At 27.8% G+C, this 17,643-nt stretch carries 20 protein-coding genes; 3 read left to right on the top strand and 17 right to left on the bottom strand.

From position 1 onward, the window contains the following. Positions 1-63: 63 nt before the first annotated feature. The 3 genes from aguA to ptcA are packed head-to-tail and all read right to left on the bottom strand — an operon-like array spanning position 64 to position 3,585. On the bottom strand, positions 64-1,161 hold the full coding sequence (gene aguA / locus BN899_RS03065) for an agmatine deiminase (protein ID WP_042272808.1): 1,098 nt from the start codon (positions 1,159-1,161) through the stop codon (positions 64-66). Beyond that, positions 1,162-2,550 carry an APC family permease gene (locus BN899_RS03060; RefSeq protein ID WP_042272805.1) on the bottom strand — a complete coding sequence of 463 codons (1,389 nt, stop codon included), beginning with the start codon at positions 2,548-2,550 and terminating at the stop codon, positions 1,162-1,164. 24 nt (positions 2,551-2,574) lie between these two features. Then, positions 2,575-3,585 carry a putrescine carbamoyltransferase gene (gene ptcA / locus BN899_RS03055; RefSeq protein ID WP_042272803.1) on the bottom strand — a complete coding sequence of 337 codons (1,011 nt, stop codon included), beginning with the start codon at positions 3,583-3,585 and terminating at the stop codon, positions 2,575-2,577. A gap of 284 nt (positions 3,586-3,869) precedes the next feature. Here ptcA and BN899_RS03050 point away from each other — a divergent pair, with 284 nt between their 5' ends. Next, positions 3,870-4,871 carry a helix-turn-helix domain-containing protein gene (locus tag BN899_RS03050; RefSeq protein WP_042272801.1) on the top strand — a complete coding sequence of 334 codons (1,002 nt, stop codon included), beginning with the start codon at positions 3,870-3,872 and terminating at the stop codon, positions 4,869-4,871. Positions 4,872-4,941: 70 nt separating this feature from the next. Here BN899_RS03050 and BN899_RS03045 read toward each other — a convergent pair whose 3' ends face one another. The 14 genes from BN899_RS03045 to BN899_RS02990 form a co-directional block, all read right to left on the bottom strand. Further along, complete coding sequence (locus BN899_RS03045; RefSeq protein WP_042272798.1) at positions 4,942-5,637, bottom strand: DNA alkylation repair protein; 696 nt, start codon at positions 5,635-5,637, stop codon at positions 4,942-4,944. Further along, on the bottom strand, positions 5,630-6,109 hold the full coding sequence (locus tag BN899_RS03040; protein WP_042272795.1) for a methylated-DNA--[protein]-cysteine S-methyltransferase: 480 nt from the start codon (positions 6,107-6,109) through the stop codon (positions 5,630-5,632). The genes BN899_RS03045 and BN899_RS03040 overlap by 8 nt, the downstream gene beginning before the upstream one ends. A gap of 347 nt (positions 6,110-6,456) precedes the next feature. Then, complete coding sequence (locus BN899_RS20080) at positions 6,457-6,621, bottom strand: hypothetical protein (protein WP_278244952.1); 165 nt, start codon at positions 6,619-6,621, stop codon at positions 6,457-6,459. Continuing rightward, positions 6,614-7,198 (bottom strand): DUF116 domain-containing protein, encoded by a 585-nt coding sequence (locus tag BN899_RS20075; RefSeq protein WP_278244951.1) that lies wholly within the window; start codon positions 7,196-7,198, stop codon positions 6,614-6,616. Before BN899_RS20075 ends, BN899_RS20080 begins: the two co-directional genes overlap by 8 nt. A 121-nt stretch (positions 7,199-7,319) precedes the next feature. Continuing rightward, positions 7,320-7,598, bottom strand: coding sequence for a hypothetical protein (locus BN899_RS19510; RefSeq protein WP_242824058.1), 279 nt, complete (start codon positions 7,596-7,598; stop codon positions 7,320-7,322). A gap of 138 nt (positions 7,599-7,736) precedes the next feature. Further along, a complete protein-coding gene (locus tag BN899_RS03030; RefSeq protein WP_042272793.1) occupies positions 7,737-9,410 on the bottom strand; it encodes an FAD-dependent oxidoreductase in 1,674 nt (557 codons plus the stop codon). Between the two features lie 101 nt (positions 9,411-9,511). Further along, a complete protein-coding gene (gene ahpC / locus BN899_RS03025; RefSeq protein WP_042272791.1) occupies positions 9,512-10,075 on the bottom strand; it encodes an alkyl hydroperoxide reductase subunit C in 564 nt (187 codons plus the stop codon). 479 nt (positions 10,076-10,554) lie between these two features. Then, entirely contained in the window at positions 10,555-11,349 is a 795-nt protein-coding gene (locus BN899_RS03020) for an ABC transporter ATP-binding protein (RefSeq protein ID WP_042272788.1), read from the bottom strand. Further along, positions 11,342-12,217 (bottom strand): ABC transporter permease, encoded by an 876-nt coding sequence (locus tag BN899_RS03015; RefSeq protein ID WP_042272785.1) that lies wholly within the window; start codon positions 12,215-12,217, stop codon positions 11,342-11,344. Before BN899_RS03015 ends, BN899_RS03020 begins: the two co-directional genes overlap by 8 nt. A gap of 1 nt (position 12,218) precedes the next feature. Further along, the gene (locus tag BN899_RS03010) at positions 12,219-13,211 is read right to left on the bottom strand and encodes an ABC transporter substrate-binding protein (RefSeq protein WP_042272782.1); all 993 of its coding nucleotides are present in this window, start codon (positions 13,209-13,211) and stop codon (positions 12,219-12,221) included. Between the two features lie 455 nt (positions 13,212-13,666). Beyond that, entirely contained in the window at positions 13,667-14,086 is a 420-nt protein-coding gene (locus BN899_RS03005; RefSeq protein WP_042272779.1) for a HutP family protein, read from the bottom strand. 154 nt (positions 14,087-14,240) lie between these two features. Then, positions 14,241-15,131, bottom strand: a complete 891-nt coding sequence (locus BN899_RS03000) for a DUF4097 family beta strand repeat-containing protein (protein ID WP_042272777.1) — start codon at positions 15,129-15,131, stop codon at positions 14,241-14,243. 3 nt (positions 15,132-15,134) lie between these two features. Next, complete coding sequence (locus BN899_RS02995; RefSeq protein WP_052356538.1) at positions 15,135-15,740, bottom strand: permease prefix domain 1-containing protein; 606 nt, start codon at positions 15,738-15,740, stop codon at positions 15,135-15,137. Between the two features lie 62 nt (positions 15,741-15,802). Further along, positions 15,803-16,123, bottom strand: a complete 321-nt coding sequence (locus BN899_RS02990) for a PadR family transcriptional regulator (protein ID WP_042272775.1) — start codon at positions 16,121-16,123, stop codon at positions 15,803-15,805. A 380-nt stretch (positions 16,124-16,503) separates the two neighbouring features. Here BN899_RS02990 and BN899_RS18895 point away from each other — a divergent pair, with 380 nt between their 5' ends. Together BN899_RS18895 and BN899_RS02985 are read left to right on the top strand one after the other, a co-directional pair. Next, positions 16,504-16,668: a hypothetical protein gene (locus tag BN899_RS18895; RefSeq protein ID WP_154658876.1), complete on the top strand. Its 165-nt coding sequence runs from the start codon at positions 16,504-16,506 to the stop codon at positions 16,666-16,668. Positions 16,669-16,670: 2 nt separating this feature from the next. Further along, on the top strand, positions 16,671-17,609 hold the full coding sequence (locus BN899_RS02985) for an AEC family transporter (protein ID WP_042272772.1): 939 nt from the start codon (positions 16,671-16,673) through the stop codon (positions 17,607-17,609). The last annotated feature ends 34 nt before the right edge of the window (positions 17,610-17,643 follow it).

Raw genomic sequence — 17,643 nt, 5'->3', positions numbered from 1 at the left:
TAATATCTTTTTTTATTGTATAAATTAGTTTATGAATTAATGATATTTAATATTTCCTAGTTTTTACTTTTTAGATTTTGGTTGTTGCTGTGTTATACAGTGTATGTTTCCTCCACCTAATAATATTTCTCTTGCATAAATTCCAACAATTTTTCTATCTTGGAAACAACTTTGTAGAGTTTTTCTTGCTATTTCATCATTAGGATCATTAAAAGTTGGAAATACTACCCCACCATTTGCTATATAAAAGTTTGCATATGAAGCTGCTAGTCTGTCTCCTTCTTCACGAGGAAGTGTTCCGTCTATTCCATCTACTCCTTGACTTTCTTCTTTTGTAATTAATATATTAGCTGGAAGCATTAATTTAACAACTTCTAACTTTCTTCCTTTTGCATCCGTTGAATTACTTAAGATTTTATATGCTTCTTGGCATATTTCATATTGTGGATCATTTTTATCCTCTGTCCAAGCTAATATTACCTTACCTGGTTCAACATAGTGAATTATATTATCTACATGTCCATTTGTTTCATCATTATATATACCACGTGGAATCCAAATTATTTTTTCAAGATTTAAATATTCTTTTAATACATCTTCAATTTCTTCTTTTGATAAATGAGAATTACGTCCCTCACTTAATAAGCATTCTTCAGTTACTATTAATGTACCTTGACCATCAACATGAATAGATCCACCTTCTAAAATAAAATCATCTAAGCGATATCTATTTTTTCTTTCTATCTCACATACTTTTCTAGCTACATGATCATCCTTATCCCAAGGGAAGTATAACCCGTCAACTAATCCTCCCCAAGCATTAAATGACCAATCAACACCTCTTACTTCTTCTCCATTTGTTACAAAAGTAGGTCCACAGTCACGAATCCAAGAATCATCATTTGACATTTCAACTACACGTATATTATCCGGTAACATATTACGTGCATTGTCATACTGAGCATTACTTACACACACTGTAACTTTTTCAAATTCACTAATTACTGTTGCAACTTTTACAAATACATGTTGTGCTGGTTTCCCCCCAAGTCTCCAGTTATCCGGTCTTTCTGGCCATATTATCCAACAACCATCATGTTCTTCAAATTCTCCTGGCATTCTAAACCCATCTTGTTTTGGAGTAGATGTTAACTTTTTCATTTATTTTACCTCCCCTTTTGATTTATTCTTAGCGTTTCTTACTTTTATAAGAATTTCTCCTACTATGAAGAAAATAATTGAACCTATTGTAATTGGTAGAGTTTCTGCTAAACTTGCTGTATCAACTTTCATTGGAACTGCAATAAATATTAAAGAGATAATAATCATAATCATTGGTAGTGTAGCTAAAACTTTTAATACAAAATTACTTCCACTAACTCTAAATGGTCTTTCTTTATCAGGGTCAATTTTACGAAGTTTTAAAAATGCAGGAAATACTGGTAAATATGCTGCTAAAAACATTACAAGATTTAATGCAAAGAAACTCCAAAATAAATCCTCATTTGGTAAAAGTGGCGCTATAATGACTACTAATGATGCAACTATTCCGTTCATTATTGAAGAACCTATAGGCATATCATTCTTTGAACTTTTTTTACCAAAAACCTTAGGCATATCTCCATTTGATGCTGCATAACAAGCCACATTATTCACTCCAAGAGCCCAAGAAACCATATTTCCAAATAAAGTTAATAGGAATAAAATACTCATTATAGAAATAAATAATCCACCTGTTTTTCCTGTTAATAACTGTATACTCTCAATTAATCCACTGCTTGTGCTTACTTCAGATGTTGGAATTGCAACTCCTATACCAAATGCAGAGAATATATAAATTGCTGCAATAACAATTCCTCCAATAATAATTGCCTGGGGAATTTGTTTTTTAGGATTTTCCATGTCATCTGCAAATGTACAAACAACTTCAAATCCTAAAAAATTAAATAATATAACAGAAATAAATGATAAACTATTTAAATCAAAAGATGGAAGTAGTGAACTTAATGTATATTCATTTGCTACACCTTTAGTAATCGCTCCATAAATACCAAGTACACCTACTACAACAGCTAATAATACTTTTATAAATGCTGCACCGTTTAAAATCCATACACTATCACATACTGGATAAAAGCTAATGGCTACTATAATCCATATAAACGCTAATTCTACAAGTAATGATGCAATTAGAGGGATTTTTATACCAAAAGCAATTCCTAAAATTTCAGGAAATATTACTGCTAAAGAAGCCATCCATAATGGGTAGTTGATCCAATAATACCAAGATGCCCTTGCTCCCCATTTATGCCCAAACGCTTTTCTAACCCAGTCATATAATCCACCTTCTCCGTTATAGGTAGTGCCTAATTCAGAAGAAATCAAACCATATGGCAAAAGGAATGTTAACATCAGGAATATCCACCAAAAATATTGTGAGTTACCTATAGCTGCTACAGGTGCCGCTGCTTCTGCAACAAATACTACACAGATTACGGATAAGATAGCATCCGTTAATCTAAATTTTTTCTTTCCTTGAGTTTCATTCATTTTCTCCTGCCCCTTCCTAGCTTCCTAATTATTCATAAATTCTTCTAAGTCAGCTTTTGACTTTGCCTGTTCTTCTTTATCTATTTCTTTGGCAGCCAAATTCATAAAGTAAACTAATAAACCTCTCATTGCAGTTAGACGATTTTCAGCTTCATCAAATACTATTGAATAAGGTGCATCTATTACTTCATTTACAACTTCTTCACCTCTTGTTGCTGGTAAACAATGCATAAATTTAACGTGAGGAGCTGCCTTTTTCATCATTTTAGGAGTTACTTGGTATTTAGGATAAAATATTGCTAATCTTTGTTCTTCTGAAAGCTCTGCATCATATAATCCATACCATACATCTGTATAAACAAAATCAGCATCTTTTAATGCTTCATCTTCATTATCAGTTATAGTATAAGAACCACCTGAGACCTTGCAGTTTTTTTCTGCTATTTTTAAATGATCTTCTTTTAATTGATATCCTTTAGGTCCAAATTGTGTAAAGTGCATACCTAATTTTGTAGTAATAAACATTAATGAAGTACAAACTTGAGTTGCATCACCAACAAATACTACCTTACAATCTTCTAATTTTTTACCTTCTGGTAAATGCTCTATAATAGTGCACATATCTCCCATCTCTTGCGTTGGATGGTTATAATCAGACATACCATTTATTACTGGAATTGTTGCATATCTTGCTAAGTCTGCTACACTTTCATGACGATCAACACGTGCCATAACTATATCTACTAATCTAGATAGTACACAACTAGTATCTTCTAAAGTTTCATGTCCCCCTAATTGTATTTGCCCTGGTGCAAGGTATTGAGCATGACCACCTAATTGAGTCATCGCTGTTTCAAATGATACCCTTGTTCTTGTAGACGATTGTTGGAATATCATTCCTAATGATTTATTTTTTAATAATTGTGGATAATAACCTGACTTGATACATCTTTTAATTTTAAGAGAAAGGTTAATTATCTCCATTAACTCCTCCTTTGTAAAATCATTAGTGTCTATAAAATGTTTTATTGGCATAAACTTTTCCCCCTTAAATCTTTAATGTATATTTTGTTAATCAACTACTAGGTTTCATCGATCAACTTATACCTTAATCATAGCTTCGAAACTAGAAGTTTAAAATCAATCTAACATCTTACTTTAGGGTGGATTTTTCTATAACCTGTGTATATCTTTCTTCTAAACTTCCCTAATCTTCCCCTGTATTTTACACGTTTTTTTGAGTTGCTAAACGATTTGCTTTATAGTACACTAAAAATATAAATTTGCTTTATAGGTAATGATTTAGGAGGGATTGTCTATTGAAAATCACTGTTTTTATTTATAATATTTTCTTAATTTCCTTATACACAAGTGCATTAACTTATTCATCTAGCCTATACTTACGTAAGAAATACCCTTTCCATCTATGCATAAGTATTCTATTTTTATTTTATATTTTTGATGATACGATCATCTATATGTCTGAGTTTCTAAGTAGTTTTTCACATTACTATGACCTACAGTTTATGAATGTTCCTGCCTTTAAAACGGTAATTATGATAGCTACAGGTACTTGCTTAATTTTCATTCATCACTATATTCTAGATAAAAAAATCTCATTTATGGATTGGTGTATTTTCATATTACTTGGCGTTTCTGTAATTTTTGCACCTATGATTTCTCAAAATGATCTTATGGTATGGTCTTACTATCTTCCTTATCAGATTTTAACTTTATATTTAGGTTTCACTGGTATTTTCTATTTAAAAAACAACTCTGATTTAATAACAAATTATCCTAATATTAAATCTTATAAAAGCTTGCTAATTTTAACTATTATCTTCTCTTTTTTAATTATTATCGAGGATACTATTGTTATTTTTAGTTTTGATGTTTACACACATATTTCACTTAAAATAAATAATAGAAGTATATCTGAAGATATTTTAAATATTATTTATGCTGTCTCTGCTATTAGATATTTTTCTAATCAATTTAGCAATTTCACAATAATGGAACCTATTTTTAAAAATCAAGAGCAAGACGATTTAGAATTAATAAATAAAGCAAGGATTTCAAATTACGTTTTTTACCAATTTTCTCAAAGATATAATTTAACAATTAGAGAACAAGATATATTAGAAGTATTATTACAAAACAAAAACAATCAAGAAATAAGTGATGAGCTTGTTATTTCTATAGGAACGGTCAAAAGTCATATTCATAATATTTATCAAAAAGTTAATGTAACAAAGCGCAGTATGTTACTTCGTACTTACGAAGAATTTGCTTCTGAAAATTCATCTATAGAAGAATATTGATTTGTTTTATATATAATAAAAAAGGACTAAATTTTTTAAATTTAATCCTTTTAATAAACATTTTTTAATTTTATTTTGATAAACTTACCCTTTTTCTCTTCATACTTCTTATAACATTTTTAGTATCTTTATCAACTTTTAATGATTCACATATTTTTTGTAATGATTTATTATATGTATAGTCATCAAGATTATTATTTTTTAAATAATCTAATGTTAATTCTTCAAATTTAACAAATGAAATAGAAACAGCCCAGGCTACTGCCATTTTAACATAATATCCATCATGTTTAATACTATCTAACTCTTTTAGAACTAACTTTACATAATCTTCATTAATATAAAAATTAATCATCATAACTACTGCAAATCTAACTTCAAATTCTTTATCAGAACAAAGATAAGGTTTTAAAAATTCCCAAACTCTTTCTCTATTTTTATTTGTTATTTTTAATCCTACACAAAAACTATCACAAACAGACCAGTTATTAATTTTAGGTACAAAGTTAGATATGTATTTTAAAATGTCTTCAATATCTTGATTTTCTAAATATCCAATTATCATTCCTTTTAACATAACTTCTTCAAAGTATATTTCATCATTATTTTCTATATAACTTTGCCAGTCTGATTTTGCAACCTGCTTTGCAATTTTTCTTAAATGAGGAATACGAACTCCTATTAAATTATCCACTCCCGGTAATAAATTCAAAGAAAAATCCTTATATCCATCCTCTGCTAATTCTAATAGTTGTTCTCTAATCATTTTTATTTTTATTTTCCTTTTCCATTTCTAAAAGTTGTTTTTTCATATCTAATCCTGCTGCATATCCAACTAATTTCCCATTTTTTCCTATTATCCTATGACATGGAATTATTATTAAAATTGGATTTTTATTATTCGCCATTCCTATAGCGCGAGAGGCTTTTGGATTACCTATTTTTTCTGCTATGTCTTTATAGCTTAAAGTTTCTCCATAAGGAGTGTTTTGAAGCTCTTTCCACACCTTCTTTTGAAACTCCGTTCCTTCTGGATCAATTGGAAAATCAAATGATTTTCTTTTTCCTTCTAGATAATCGTTAAGTTGATTATACACCTCTATAATTAACGGAGTTTCTATTACTTCCATCCCATCTGAAGATAATTTGTCGGATGTATAAATATTAGTTATTTTCTCGTTATTTTGCACTATACCAATTTTTCCAATTTTAGTTTCGTAATAAAATATTTTTTTCATAAAAGTATCTCCATTTATTATTTTATTTTTAATTTAATAATGTCTTATATATCATTATAACTTGTATTTATAAATTATTTTCATTTGTACTTAAATCTTCAAAAATAATTTATCATATTCTTAAAATTATTTCTTCCTGATTTTTATCTTTTAATTCTGATAATTGTGTTTTGCTATCTTCAATATACTATAACACTTCATTTAATTTTTCTAACTATTCCATTAAGCTATCTCCTTATAAATAAAGATATAGTAATTCACTAATTTAAAAATCCCTCATTTGACGCACAAATATGAGAGGATTATATTTATTTTATATACTTTAAATTTCCTACATCTAATATATGCTAATTATTTACACCTATAGTGTATAATAATCTTTTAATATTAATATCCGTAGTAATACCATCTGTATGCCAATGGCTCTTACATCCACAATAATCTAGTACTACGCATTGCGGGATATATCCTAAGCTTTTTGCTTTCAATCCTCCAGAAATAAGATTAAGCACACATGCTACTCCAATTATACCTACATATCCTACTTCCATTTTTCCTTTTCAAATGCAGATGATTCGTGAGGAATAATATAAACTTTAAAGTTATTTTTTTACCTAATTCTGTATATTGTTTAACTTTACATATCTTTGAACACTCTTTACACAAATATCCATCTTTAGTTTTAATAGCTTTACAGTTATTATCAAAATTTAGCTTCATACAAGAAGGTAAAAGTAATCTTTTTTCTTTTGTTTCAAGAAAATATTCTCTGTAGGCTCTATTCATTATTTCGGCTCCAACCATATTTAAGTGGTATTCTACTCTCTTACGCCCACAATATATATAATCTTCTCTCCATCTGTATTTTTTTTGATTTTCATTATGAAACTCATTAACATTTTTAGTATAACTACCTAATATTTCTTCACTTTTTACTTCAAACCATTCTCGTAAATTTACTGATGATATTATTATATCGTTAATTTCATTCTCAGGCTTATTAGCTAAATAATTTTTCCATATTTTTAACCTTTTAACTTCTTGTTTAAATTCTCCTGTAGCTGATAAGAAATCAATTAATTTTATCAAATTATCTAGTGTAAAATATATATCCTTATTGTTTTCTTTATCTAAAAATAATGTTTCTAAAATTCCTCTAAAAAAGTCTACTTGTTTCTTTATACTATTTTTTCTCTTAAATTGGATAGTTTTATAAGTATATCCTTTGGTATTTTTTCAACGTAATTGCTTTATTTATATAAGTTCTCCATAAAACACCTAAAATAAGAAGCTCAAGCGAATATTCTATGTTGCTTCTTACATCTTCTATACAATTTTTAATTATAAAATCTTGAAAATCCTTTGAATATTCATTAGTAAAATTATATACCTCACCTATTACTTCATCAGTAAAAATCGATATTTCTTCATAATATTTATCCGAGTTATTATAATGATTACATAGTGAATAAGTTATTACTTCTCTCATTATACCACCTATCAATCTCCCTAAAATTATCCCCATTACATATTTATATTTATTAATTGTACTAAAAAAATATATAATTTTATTCCTATAAATCAAAATAAAACTGTAATTCTACATATAGAATTACAGTTTTATTTCTTATTTTATAAGAGATACAATCTCATTTATTTTCTTTGCTCCAAAATATACATCTTTATTATTAATTATGATGCCTGGAACACTCATTATTTTATGTTTTGATTTTAGTTCATCAAATTCAGATATATTAACCATCTCTGCTTCTATATTTTCATTTTCTATAGCTATCCTTTGGGCTGCAATAACTACATCAGGGCATAAATGACAAGATAATGATACTGCAACTTTTATATTTACCTTATTTTCTATATCTTTTATATTGTCTATTATATCTTTATCTATATTCTGACCTGGGCCGCCCAAATTATATATAGATAATATAAATGAATTTAATTCATGACCTCCAGGAACTCCATGGAATTTAACTCCACTATAATTTTTATTACTATCTAGTAGCGCAACGACTGGAAGTTTATCTGCATTTATTTTTGATTCTATATCTAAGTTTTCGGATTTTTTATATACTTCAACATGTAATTTTTCACAAAGGTCAGCTATATCTATAACCAAATCTCTAAGCTCTAAAGATTTTGGTAAACTTCCATCTACTATAGTTACTAATGTTACATCATTATCAATTCTATCTAGTATACCTTCTAATTGAGTTCTTAATGTATCATTTAAAAGCTTACTTCTTTTGCTAACATTAGAATTTAATTCTTCTTTTGTATTATTTTCAACTACTTTGTTTTCATTAGTAGATTCTTCTATAATATCTTCTTTTATACCAAGTCTTTCTTTTTCACTTGATACGAATTTTTCAGCACGTGTAGCTGCAATAGCTCCATCTGCAACTGCTGTTACTACCTGTCTTAATTCTTTTGGTCTTAAATCCCCCACTGCATATACTCCACTAATATTAGTTTCCATATTTTCATTAGTTAATATGTATCCATAATTATCTAAATCAACTTTTCCTTTAAATAAATCTGTTTGAGGTTTATATCCAATAAATATAAATATACCAAATGATCCATCTTCTTCGCTTACTTTATATTCAAATACTTCATTAGTCTTATTATTTTTAAACTTAGCATACTGTAGTACACCATCTCCACCAGCTTCTATAATTTCTGTATTAAATTTAACTTCTATTTTAGGATGAGACTTTACCTTATCTGATATAGATTTTGCACAAGTAAATTCTGGTTCTCTTGCTATAACCGTAACCTTTTTAGCAAACTTAGTTAAAAATAATGATTCCTCTGCTGCTGCAAATCCTGCACCTACAACGAATACTTCTAGCCCTTTAAAAAATTCACCATCACAAGTTGCGCAATATGCTATTCCACGACCTGTAAACTTTTCTTCTCCTGTAAATCCTAATTTTCTCGGAGATGCTCCTGTTGCTATTATCACAGACCTTGATTGTAATTTTTCTGACTTAGTTTTAATTGTTTTTATATCTTTATCTAAATCAACATCTAAAACTTGACTTTCTTTGAATTTAACATTAAAATCTAGGGCTTGTTGTTTCATCTCTTCCATAAAATGTGGTCCACTACTTTTTCTTATACCTGGATAATTTACTATTTCACTAGTAGTTTTTATTTGCCCTCCACAACTTTCTTTTTCTATAACTAATGTATTTAACTTAGCTCTACCTGCATATATACTTGCTGATATACCGGATGGTCCTCCACCAATTATTATTAAATCATATATTTTACTCATATTTAAAATCTCCCAACATGAATTTATTTAAAAAATAAGAAGCATATAAATGCCTCTTATTTTAATCAATCCCTTTAAGGATTATAACTGCTCTATAAATATTATAATTTACCTACTAGGTCTAAGCTTGGTGATAATGTTTCATCTCCTGGCGTCCATTTAGCAGGGCAAACTTGATCTACGTGCTGTGCAACAAATTGAGCTGCCTGTACTTTTCTTAATAATTCTTCTGCATTTCTTCCTATACCTAAATCATGAACTTCATATGCTTTTATTTCTCCATCTGGGTTTATTATGAAAGTTCCTCTTAAAGCTAAACCTTCTTCTTCTATCATAACTTCGAAATCTCTAGCTAGCTTTCCTGTTGGGTCAGCTAACATAGGATATTTTATTTTTCCTATTGTTTCTGAAGCATCTGCCCATGCTTTATGTACAAAATGAGTGTCTGTTGATACTGAATAAACTTCACAACCTATTTCTTTAAACTTTTCATAGTTATCTTCTAAATCCCCTAACTCCGTTGGGCAAACAAATGTAAAATCTGCTGGGTAGAATACAAATACTGACCAATGTCCTTTTACTGAATCAAGTGTTACTTCTTTAAACTCTCCTTGTTGATACGCTTGAACTGTGAATTCTGATACTTTCTTATTTATTAATGACATATTAACTACCTCCCAATTTTAGTAATGATTACTATTATCACTTATTTAATTATATTTTATTCTTTATATTATAGTTTGTCAACAGTAATTAATAATGATTTTCATTATTATATTTTATATTTACCTCTAGCTTTTAAATTTAAACATAAAATATTCCATTTTTGTATTTTATTATTTAGTTTGCAAATTAAAAAGCTGCACCACCTATTTGTGATACAGCTTTTTATCATTCTTCTAAAATAAATTATTTTATGTAAATCAATATTATATTAAAAACTTCAAATTAATTCCTTTACTCTAAAAAATCTTTTTCTTTTTCCCCATAAAGCCTCTTTTTTTGTTCGATTCCTTATTATATATTGTTTTCCAAAATAAAAAAACTCTCATACCTAATCATAAACTAGGTATAAGAGCTATTTATTATTCTCTATTTTGAAATCTACTTAAACATTCTTAATACAATATAATTTATTATTAAATTAAGCAAACATGATTCTATCCGAAAGTTCTTCTTTAAAAGTAATTTTATTAAATTCTTCTATAAGAGCATTTTTAGTCAAATTACTTTTTTCTATTTTCCCCATATCAAGAATTATTTCCCCTCTATGCATCATAAGTAATCTATTTCCAAACTCTATAGCATGATTTAAATTATGAGTTATCATAATTGTTGTAATATTTTTTTCCTTAACTATGCTATTTGTAAGGTTTATAATAGTTTCTGATGTCTTTGGATCTAATGCCGCCGTATGCTCATCTAAAAGTAAAATCTTTGGTGTATTTAAGGTAGCCATTAGTAAAGAAAGAGCTTGCCTTTGTCCTCCAGATAACATTCCTACTTTTGTATTAATTTTATCCTCAAGACCTAAATTTAATATAGAAAGATGGTCTTTAAATTCCTCTATCTTTCTTTTATTAACTCCTAAAGAAAGTCCAAAACTACTACCCTTATTATCTGCTAAAGATAAATTTTCTAAAATAGTCATAGATGGTGATGTTCCCTTAGTTGGATCTTGGAACACTCTACTTATAACTTTTGATTTTTTATGTTCTTTTAAATTAGTTATATCTTTTTCTTCTAGAATAATTTTACCTGAGTCTAATCCTAAAGCCCCAGATATTATATTTAAAAGAGTAGATTTTCCTGCTCCATTACTACCGACAATAGTTATAAAATCTCCTTTATTTATCTCTAAATTAAAGTTATCAAAAATACTAGTTTCATTTATTGTTCCTTTATTAAATCCTTTACTTATTGAACTTATTTTAAGCATTTAGACTCCCCCTCTCTTTTGAAGAAAATTTAATTTTATTTAATATATTGTTATTATTCATAACTATAGCAATAACTACTATTAATGACGTTATTAACTTTAAATCTGTCGGTGGGAAGCCTAAATTTAAAGCAATACCAACACTTAATTTATATAAAAATGCACCTATTATAACTACTGTAGTTCCTTTTAAAAACTTACTATTTTTAAAAACAGATTGACCAAGTATAATAGATGCTAAAGCAACCACTATAAACCCATTTCCCATAGATATATCTGAAAATCTTTGATATTGTGCCATTATAGCTCCACTTAAAGCTACAAGTCCATTAGATATCATAAGTCCAACTATTTTCATTGTTCCTTTATTTACTCCAAGTGAAGTAACTAATGTGTCATTATCCCCTGTAGCCCTTAATATAAATCCAAACTTTGTTTTAAATAAAATATCCATTAATAACTTAGTTATTAAAACCATTAGTACTAAAATTGCAACTGTCGAAATATTACTAGAGAATATATTAGTCTTATTAATCATGGGAAGATTTGCCTTTCCCATCACTCTTAAATTTATAGAGTATAGTCCGATCATAACTAAAATTCCCGATAAAAGATTAGTTATTTTTAATTTTACATGTAATATTCCAGTAGCTAATCCTCCTATAGCTCCTCCTATAAATGCTAATCCCAGTGATAAAAATGGGTTAATATCTTTTAATATAAATGATGCAGTAATTGCAGCACCTAAACTAAACGTTCCATCTACAGATAGATCTGGAAAATCTAATATAGTATAAGTTATATATACTCCTAATGCTCCTATTGCAAAAATAAGTCCCTGTTCTAAAGTACCTATAAAGAAGTTCATATTAATTACCTCCCTTTATAAGCTTAGCTCTGCTCATTATAACTTCATTTATGTTTATAGAAAGCTTTTTAAGTGTATCTTCATTTATAACAAGTTCCGTTTCTTCTAAAGTTTTTATAGATAGATCTTTTATATTTTTTCCTTCTAAAACTTCAACTGCCATAAGTCCAGCTTCAAAACCAAGTTTTTTGTAATTAATACCTTCTGTTATTAAAGCTCCACCTTTAACGTGAGCTTCTTCCGCTCCAATTACTGGTATTTTTTTATCTACTGATTTAGAAGATATTATTGCCATTGAAGAAGCTATCATATTATCTGCTGGAGTGTATAAAACATCAATTTTATCTAATATAGAATCTAAACCTTGACTTATATCATTTACACTATTTACACCCTTTGCAATTACTTCTATATTATTTTTCTTAGCTAATTCTTTTAAATTATTTACTTGAACTTCAGAGTTTACCTCACTAGTATTGTATAAAACCCCTATAGTTTTTACATCATTAACAATTTCTTGTATAAGTTTTAATTGTTTTTCTATAGGTACTGCATCACTAGTCCCTGCAACATTAGTTCCTGACTTATCCTCTGATTTTACAAGACCTGCTTTTACAGCATCAGTTACTGCTGTAGTTATAATCGGAATATCTTTCGTTGTATTAAAAGCTGCCTGTGCTGCAGGAGTTCCAATTGCAAATATTAAATCTTTGTTACTTGAAACAAAATTGTTAGATATCATTTGAGATGTTGCAATATCACCCTCTGCATTTTGGATTTCTAAATTCAGATTTTCTCCTTCTTTAAATCCTTTAGAATTTAAAGCTTCTACGAATCCTTCTCTAGCTAAATCTAAAGCTGGATGAGATGCTATTTGGGATATCCCTATATTCACCATATCTTCTTGTGATGAAGAATTCCCATTTGAACATGCTGAAAATAAAGACATGCCTACTAGAATTGAACTTAATAAAATTATTTTTTTTGCTACCATACTACCAACCTCCAAATACTTTGTTTTTAATTTATATGATTAATAGAACAAAGTTTTAAATAGTATTTTTTGTAGTCAAAATTAGATATAATTTATTATAATTAAAAAACCCCTCCAAAAATTTATATGGAGAGGGCTGTTAATTTCCTAAATAATAATAATTATTAAAGCTATATCTCCTACTTATGCTACTGTGCTACTATTTAATATTTATGTATCTAAATATATAAAACTAATATATTTGAATACATTTTTTAATATTTGTATTTTATAATGTTTGGTGAATTAATAATTCCTATTCTACTTTTACTTACTATACTTCTAATTCTCCATAACATTTATACTATTAAACTACTGTTCTACTATTCTACCTACTAAGATAATCTATATTATCTATACTACTTTCCTGTTAAAGTGAATTATATATAGATTTTTCACTTCTGTCAATATATAATTTATAAATCTGCTATTGATCTATGTCCAAGCCCAATTACTACTTCGTTTAAATGAAGTAAGCCTACACTAAGGAAAATACATACACTTACATGTTCTCCTTGTCTTGCAACTCCAATTTTTCCACCTACACTAAGGCCATTTGCCTTATCTGCAACCTGCATTATTGCTTCTCTAGTAGCTCCTGCTATAGCACCATCATGAACATGGCAATCTTTAATTATTCCAGTTCTTTTAGACGCTACCAAAGCTCTTTCTATTATTTTTTGAATAGATGAATTTAAATTTCCACCAATATCTACTGCTACAGCTAAAACATTTTCTTTTTTAAATTCTTCTATAAGTTTTTCTTCTTCTTGTCTTGAAGATATAGCCATATTGATAGAAGCTTTTGCTATATCTACGCTATTCTTTTCTTTCATTAGTAAACCTCCTAATTGAGCTATTTATATCATAATTTTTATACTTCAAAAATTCTATAAATCAAAATAAACTTTTATATTTTACAACTTATTATATCATTAAGCATGCATTTATTTATAGGTGTAATATACACAATCAACATTTTGTTATAATTTATTTTTTATTAATACTTATGTCCCCTACATCAGATTTTACTTTTACCGTACCTGAAATATCTGTTCCTACAGATGACTTCATTCTTTTTCCATCTATATTTGCTTGGAAATTTGAATCAACTTCTCCAACATTAGATTTAGCATCTAAATCAAAACTAAGATTCTCTGATATATATAGATCTACATCCCCTACATTAGATTTTATATCTATATTCCCACCTATTTTATCTACTTCACATCTTACATCTCCTACATTAGACTTTATACTACCTTTTCCACTAATACCTTTAATGTCAATATCTCCTACTGATGCCTTAAATTTATATTCTTTTGTATTAATAATTCTAGAATCAATATTTCCTACATCTAATTTTGCAGAAAGACTATTACAACTAATATCTCCTTCAATATTTAAATCTCCAACATTTTGGTATATTTCAAAATTTTCTAAATTTAAATTTGATAGCACATCTATATCTCCAACATGGTTATTTACAATCAAATTTTCTTTATAATTTTCTGGTATATAAATTTCTATACGTCTCAATTTAAACCTACCAAATGATATCCATTCTAACATTTTATTATCTCTATAAATATTTAAACTGTTATTTTCTTCTGATATATTTAACTGTTCTCTTTTATTTATTTTATAATTACTACTTTCAACTATTTTTATATCTTTATCTTTCGTAGTTTTTATAACTAAATCATCTCTTGTTAAATTAATTTTTATATTCTTTAAACTATCTGATTTAACAGTCCATTCATTAGTTTTACCTAAATTATCTCCATTTCTAAGTGATATTCCTCCTACAAATAAACTTATAAGTATAACAGTTATTATAGACCATATTACCAATCTAAGCTTAGCATTTTTACTTCCCATAACTTATTTATCCCCTTTCAAGTCATAAAATGCTTTAATTATTTGTTCTATAGCTGCTCCAATTATAAATACTATCCATGATGTTTCCCAGTTTCCAAATGTAAAACTTACTAAAAAGTATATTGCGGTTATCATAGTCCACATAGCAGATGTAATAGATTTTTTTGCTCTATGATTTTGATCATTTACTGATTTCCACTCTTTAAACTCTTCCACCATAGTATCATCCATTTTATGATATTTAGGTCTTGATGATCCGTTATAAATTAAAAGACCTGTGGCTGTTGCAATAAGTGCAAACATAATCACTATACCTAATTCTTCTCCCCATGTCCCCAAAGATTCAAATAATATAACTGGTATAGGGCATATAATATACATCATCACTGATATAGCTATAACTTTGGCTGATTTTTTCCTCTGATTTTCATCGTCTTTATTCATAAAGTCATATCCAATAAGTTCTTCTACATCACCTATATTAGAAATTGCTTTGTTATAGGCTTCTTTTTCATCTAGCCCTGATTCTAGTAGATCATTATATTTATCATTTACACTCGATGTAATTTCTTCCTTAAGCTCACAGTTTTTTTTTAGATTTAGGTGCATCTTCAAATAAACTACTTACATACCTTTCTATTTTTTTGTTCATTTTTACCTCTCCTATCCCTTTATATTAAACTATCTATTAATTTTTTTGCTTCATCCCAATCCATCTTGTTTTTTTCATATGCACTTTTTCCTAAAGGTGTAATTGAGTAATATCGTCTCCTTGCACCTTTGTTTTCATTACCCCAATATGATGTAATCATTCCACCTTCTTCAAGTCTTCTAAACGCTGAATAAAGTGTAGCTTCTTTTAGCTCATACTCGTTATTGGTTTTCTCTTTTATACTTTTATTAATTTCATATCCATAAGTATCACCCTTAATTAAGCTTGCTAAAATAATGGTTTCTGTGTGGCCTCTTATTAAATCTGAAGTAATTGACACATTACTTCACCTCCTACTCTATATGATTATCACTATGTTTATATTAGTTTTGTAATACAATTCTTTATATTTACTATTATACTTACATATTAGTTTTATATACATCGCCTGTCAAGGTATCTTTTTCTATATAGTATATAAATTTTATATACAAATGTTACACTTTATTATAAAAATATTTTTCATGAAATTTATATACATTAAAAGAACATGTTTTTTTGTAATAATCAATTAAAGTAGTTTGATTTTTTACAATTTTTTACTTATACTTATTATGAATTATCTAATAACTTTATCAATATACATATCCTAAATTTCAAAATAGAGAGAAATAAGTATACAATCTGTTAAAAATCAAATCTTATAAGGGGGTGGATTTTATGAACTTAAATAATTCTAATACTATGTTAAAAGATAAATCTCAGCTTACTGCACATAATCCAGTAAATATATTAATAAATGCATTTAAGAAAATAAATCCAAATAATTCAAATTTAGCAGAAGTAAATTTAACTCAATTAGATACTCTATTTAAGGCTAATTAATTATGGAAAATCTTATTTTATCATTTAATGTTGTTCTTCCTCTTTTTTTAACGATGGCTTTAGGTTATGTTCTTAAATATATTGGTATGTTTGATGACCGCACTTTAGATACTATGAATAATGTATCTTTCAAATCATTTTTACCATTATTACTATTTTACAATATCTATAAAACTAATATAAAAGATGTCTTTAATCCTAGGCTAATGGTATTTTCGGCTTTTTGTGTAATAACCCTTTTTATAACTCTTTATGTCTCTATGCCTTTTATTGAAAAAAATAATAAAAAACGTGGTGTGCTTGTACAAGGAATATTTCGTAGTAATTTCGTAATTTTTGGTATACCTGTTACTGCATCTTTATTTGGAGAAGATCAGGTTGGAGTTGCTTCACTGCTTATTGCAATTGTAATTCCTCTATTCAATATGCTATCAGTATTTGCACTTGAAGCATTTAGAGGTGGTAAACCTGACTTTAAAAAGGTTATAAAAGGCATAATTAAAAATCCTCTTATAATAGCTTCTTTTATAGGTATTATTACTATTTCCGTGGGAATAAAATTACCTAGCCCAATAGAAAAGACAATAAGTGATATTTCAAAAATAGCTACTCCACTATCACTAATACTTTTAGGAGGCTCTTTTAAATTTACTGAAATCAAGAAACATCTAAAACAAACTGCTATAGGTGTTATTGGTAAGATTTTAGTAGTGCCTTGTATATTTATACCTATATGTATACTGGCAGGATATAGAGATGTTGAACTTGCAACTCTTATGGTTATTTTTGCTGCACCTACTGCTGTTTCATCATTTACAATGGCTCAGCAAATGGATGCCGATAGTGATCTTGCAGGGCAAATAGTAGTATTCAGTTCTGCTTTTTGTGTATTTACAGTATTCTTATGGATATTTATTTTAAAACAACTAGGCTTAATTTGATTACCCTTTAATTTATTTTATAATATAAAAATAG

Source organism: Faecalimicrobium dakarense, from assembly GCF_000499525.1.
Classification (GTDB): domain Bacteria; phylum Bacillota; class Clostridia; order Peptostreptococcales; family Peptostreptococcaceae; genus Faecalimicrobium; species Faecalimicrobium dakarense.
The sequence above is the reverse complement of the archived record's forward strand: the minus strand, read 5'-3'. Positions and strand labels throughout refer to the sequence as shown.

What these genes read in the sequence shown, in the direction of transcription:
- BN899_RS03030 (WP_042272793.1), bottom strand. Translation starts at nt 9,410, where the DNA reads ATGAGTAAAATATATGATTTAATAATAATTGGTGGAGGACCATCCGGT.
- BN899_RS02995 (WP_052356538.1), bottom strand. Translation starts at nt 15,740, where the DNA reads ATGCACCTAAATCTAAAAAAAAACTGTGAGCTTAAGGAAGAAATTACA.
- ahpC (WP_042272791.1), bottom strand. Translation starts at nt 10,075, where the DNA reads ATGTCATTAATAAATAAGAAAGTATCAGAATTCACAGTTCAAGCGTAT.
- BN899_RS19510 (WP_242824058.1), bottom strand. Translation starts at nt 7,598, where the DNA reads ATGAGAGAAGTAATAACTTATTCACTATGTAATCATTATAATAACTCG.
- BN899_RS03060 (WP_042272805.1), bottom strand. Translation starts at nt 2,550, where the DNA reads ATGAATGAAACTCAAGGAAAGAAAAAATTTAGATTAACGGATGCTATC.
- BN899_RS18895 (WP_154658876.1), top strand. Translation starts at nt 16,504, where the DNA reads ATGAACTTAAATAATTCTAATACTATGTTAAAAGATAAATCTCAGCTT.
- ptcA (WP_042272803.1), bottom strand. Translation starts at nt 3,585, where the DNA reads ATGCCAATAAAACATTTTATAGACACTAATGATTTTACAAAGGAGGAG.
- BN899_RS03015 (WP_042272785.1), bottom strand. Translation starts at nt 12,217, where the DNA reads ATGAACTTCTTTATAGGTACTTTAGAACAGGGACTTATTTTTGCAATA.
- aguA (WP_042272808.1), bottom strand. Translation starts at nt 1,161, where the DNA reads ATGAAAAAGTTAACATCTACTCCAAAACAAGATGGGTTTAGAATGCCA.
- BN899_RS02985 (WP_042272772.1), top strand. Translation starts at nt 16,671, where the DNA reads ATGGAAAATCTTATTTTATCATTTAATGTTGTTCTTCCTCTTTTTTTA.
- BN899_RS03020 (WP_042272788.1), bottom strand. Translation starts at nt 11,349, where the DNA reads ATGCTTAAAATAAGTTCAATAAGTAAAGGATTTAATAAAGGAACAATA.
- BN899_RS03045 (WP_042272798.1), bottom strand. Translation starts at nt 5,637, where the DNA reads ATGATTAGAGAACAACTATTAGAATTAGCAGAGGATGGATATAAGGAT.
- BN899_RS03005 (WP_042272779.1), bottom strand. Translation starts at nt 14,086, where the DNA reads ATGAAAGAAAAGAATAGCGTAGATATAGCAAAAGCTTCTATCAATATG.
- BN899_RS03000 (WP_042272777.1), bottom strand. Translation starts at nt 15,131, where the DNA reads ATGGGAAGTAAAAATGCTAAGCTTAGATTGGTAATATGGTCTATAATA.
- BN899_RS03040 (WP_042272795.1), bottom strand. Translation starts at nt 6,109, where the DNA reads ATGAAAAAAATATTTTATTACGAAACTAAAATTGGAAAAATTGGTATA.
- BN899_RS03010 (WP_042272782.1), bottom strand. Translation starts at nt 13,211, where the DNA reads ATGGTAGCAAAAAAAATAATTTTATTAAGTTCAATTCTAGTAGGCATG.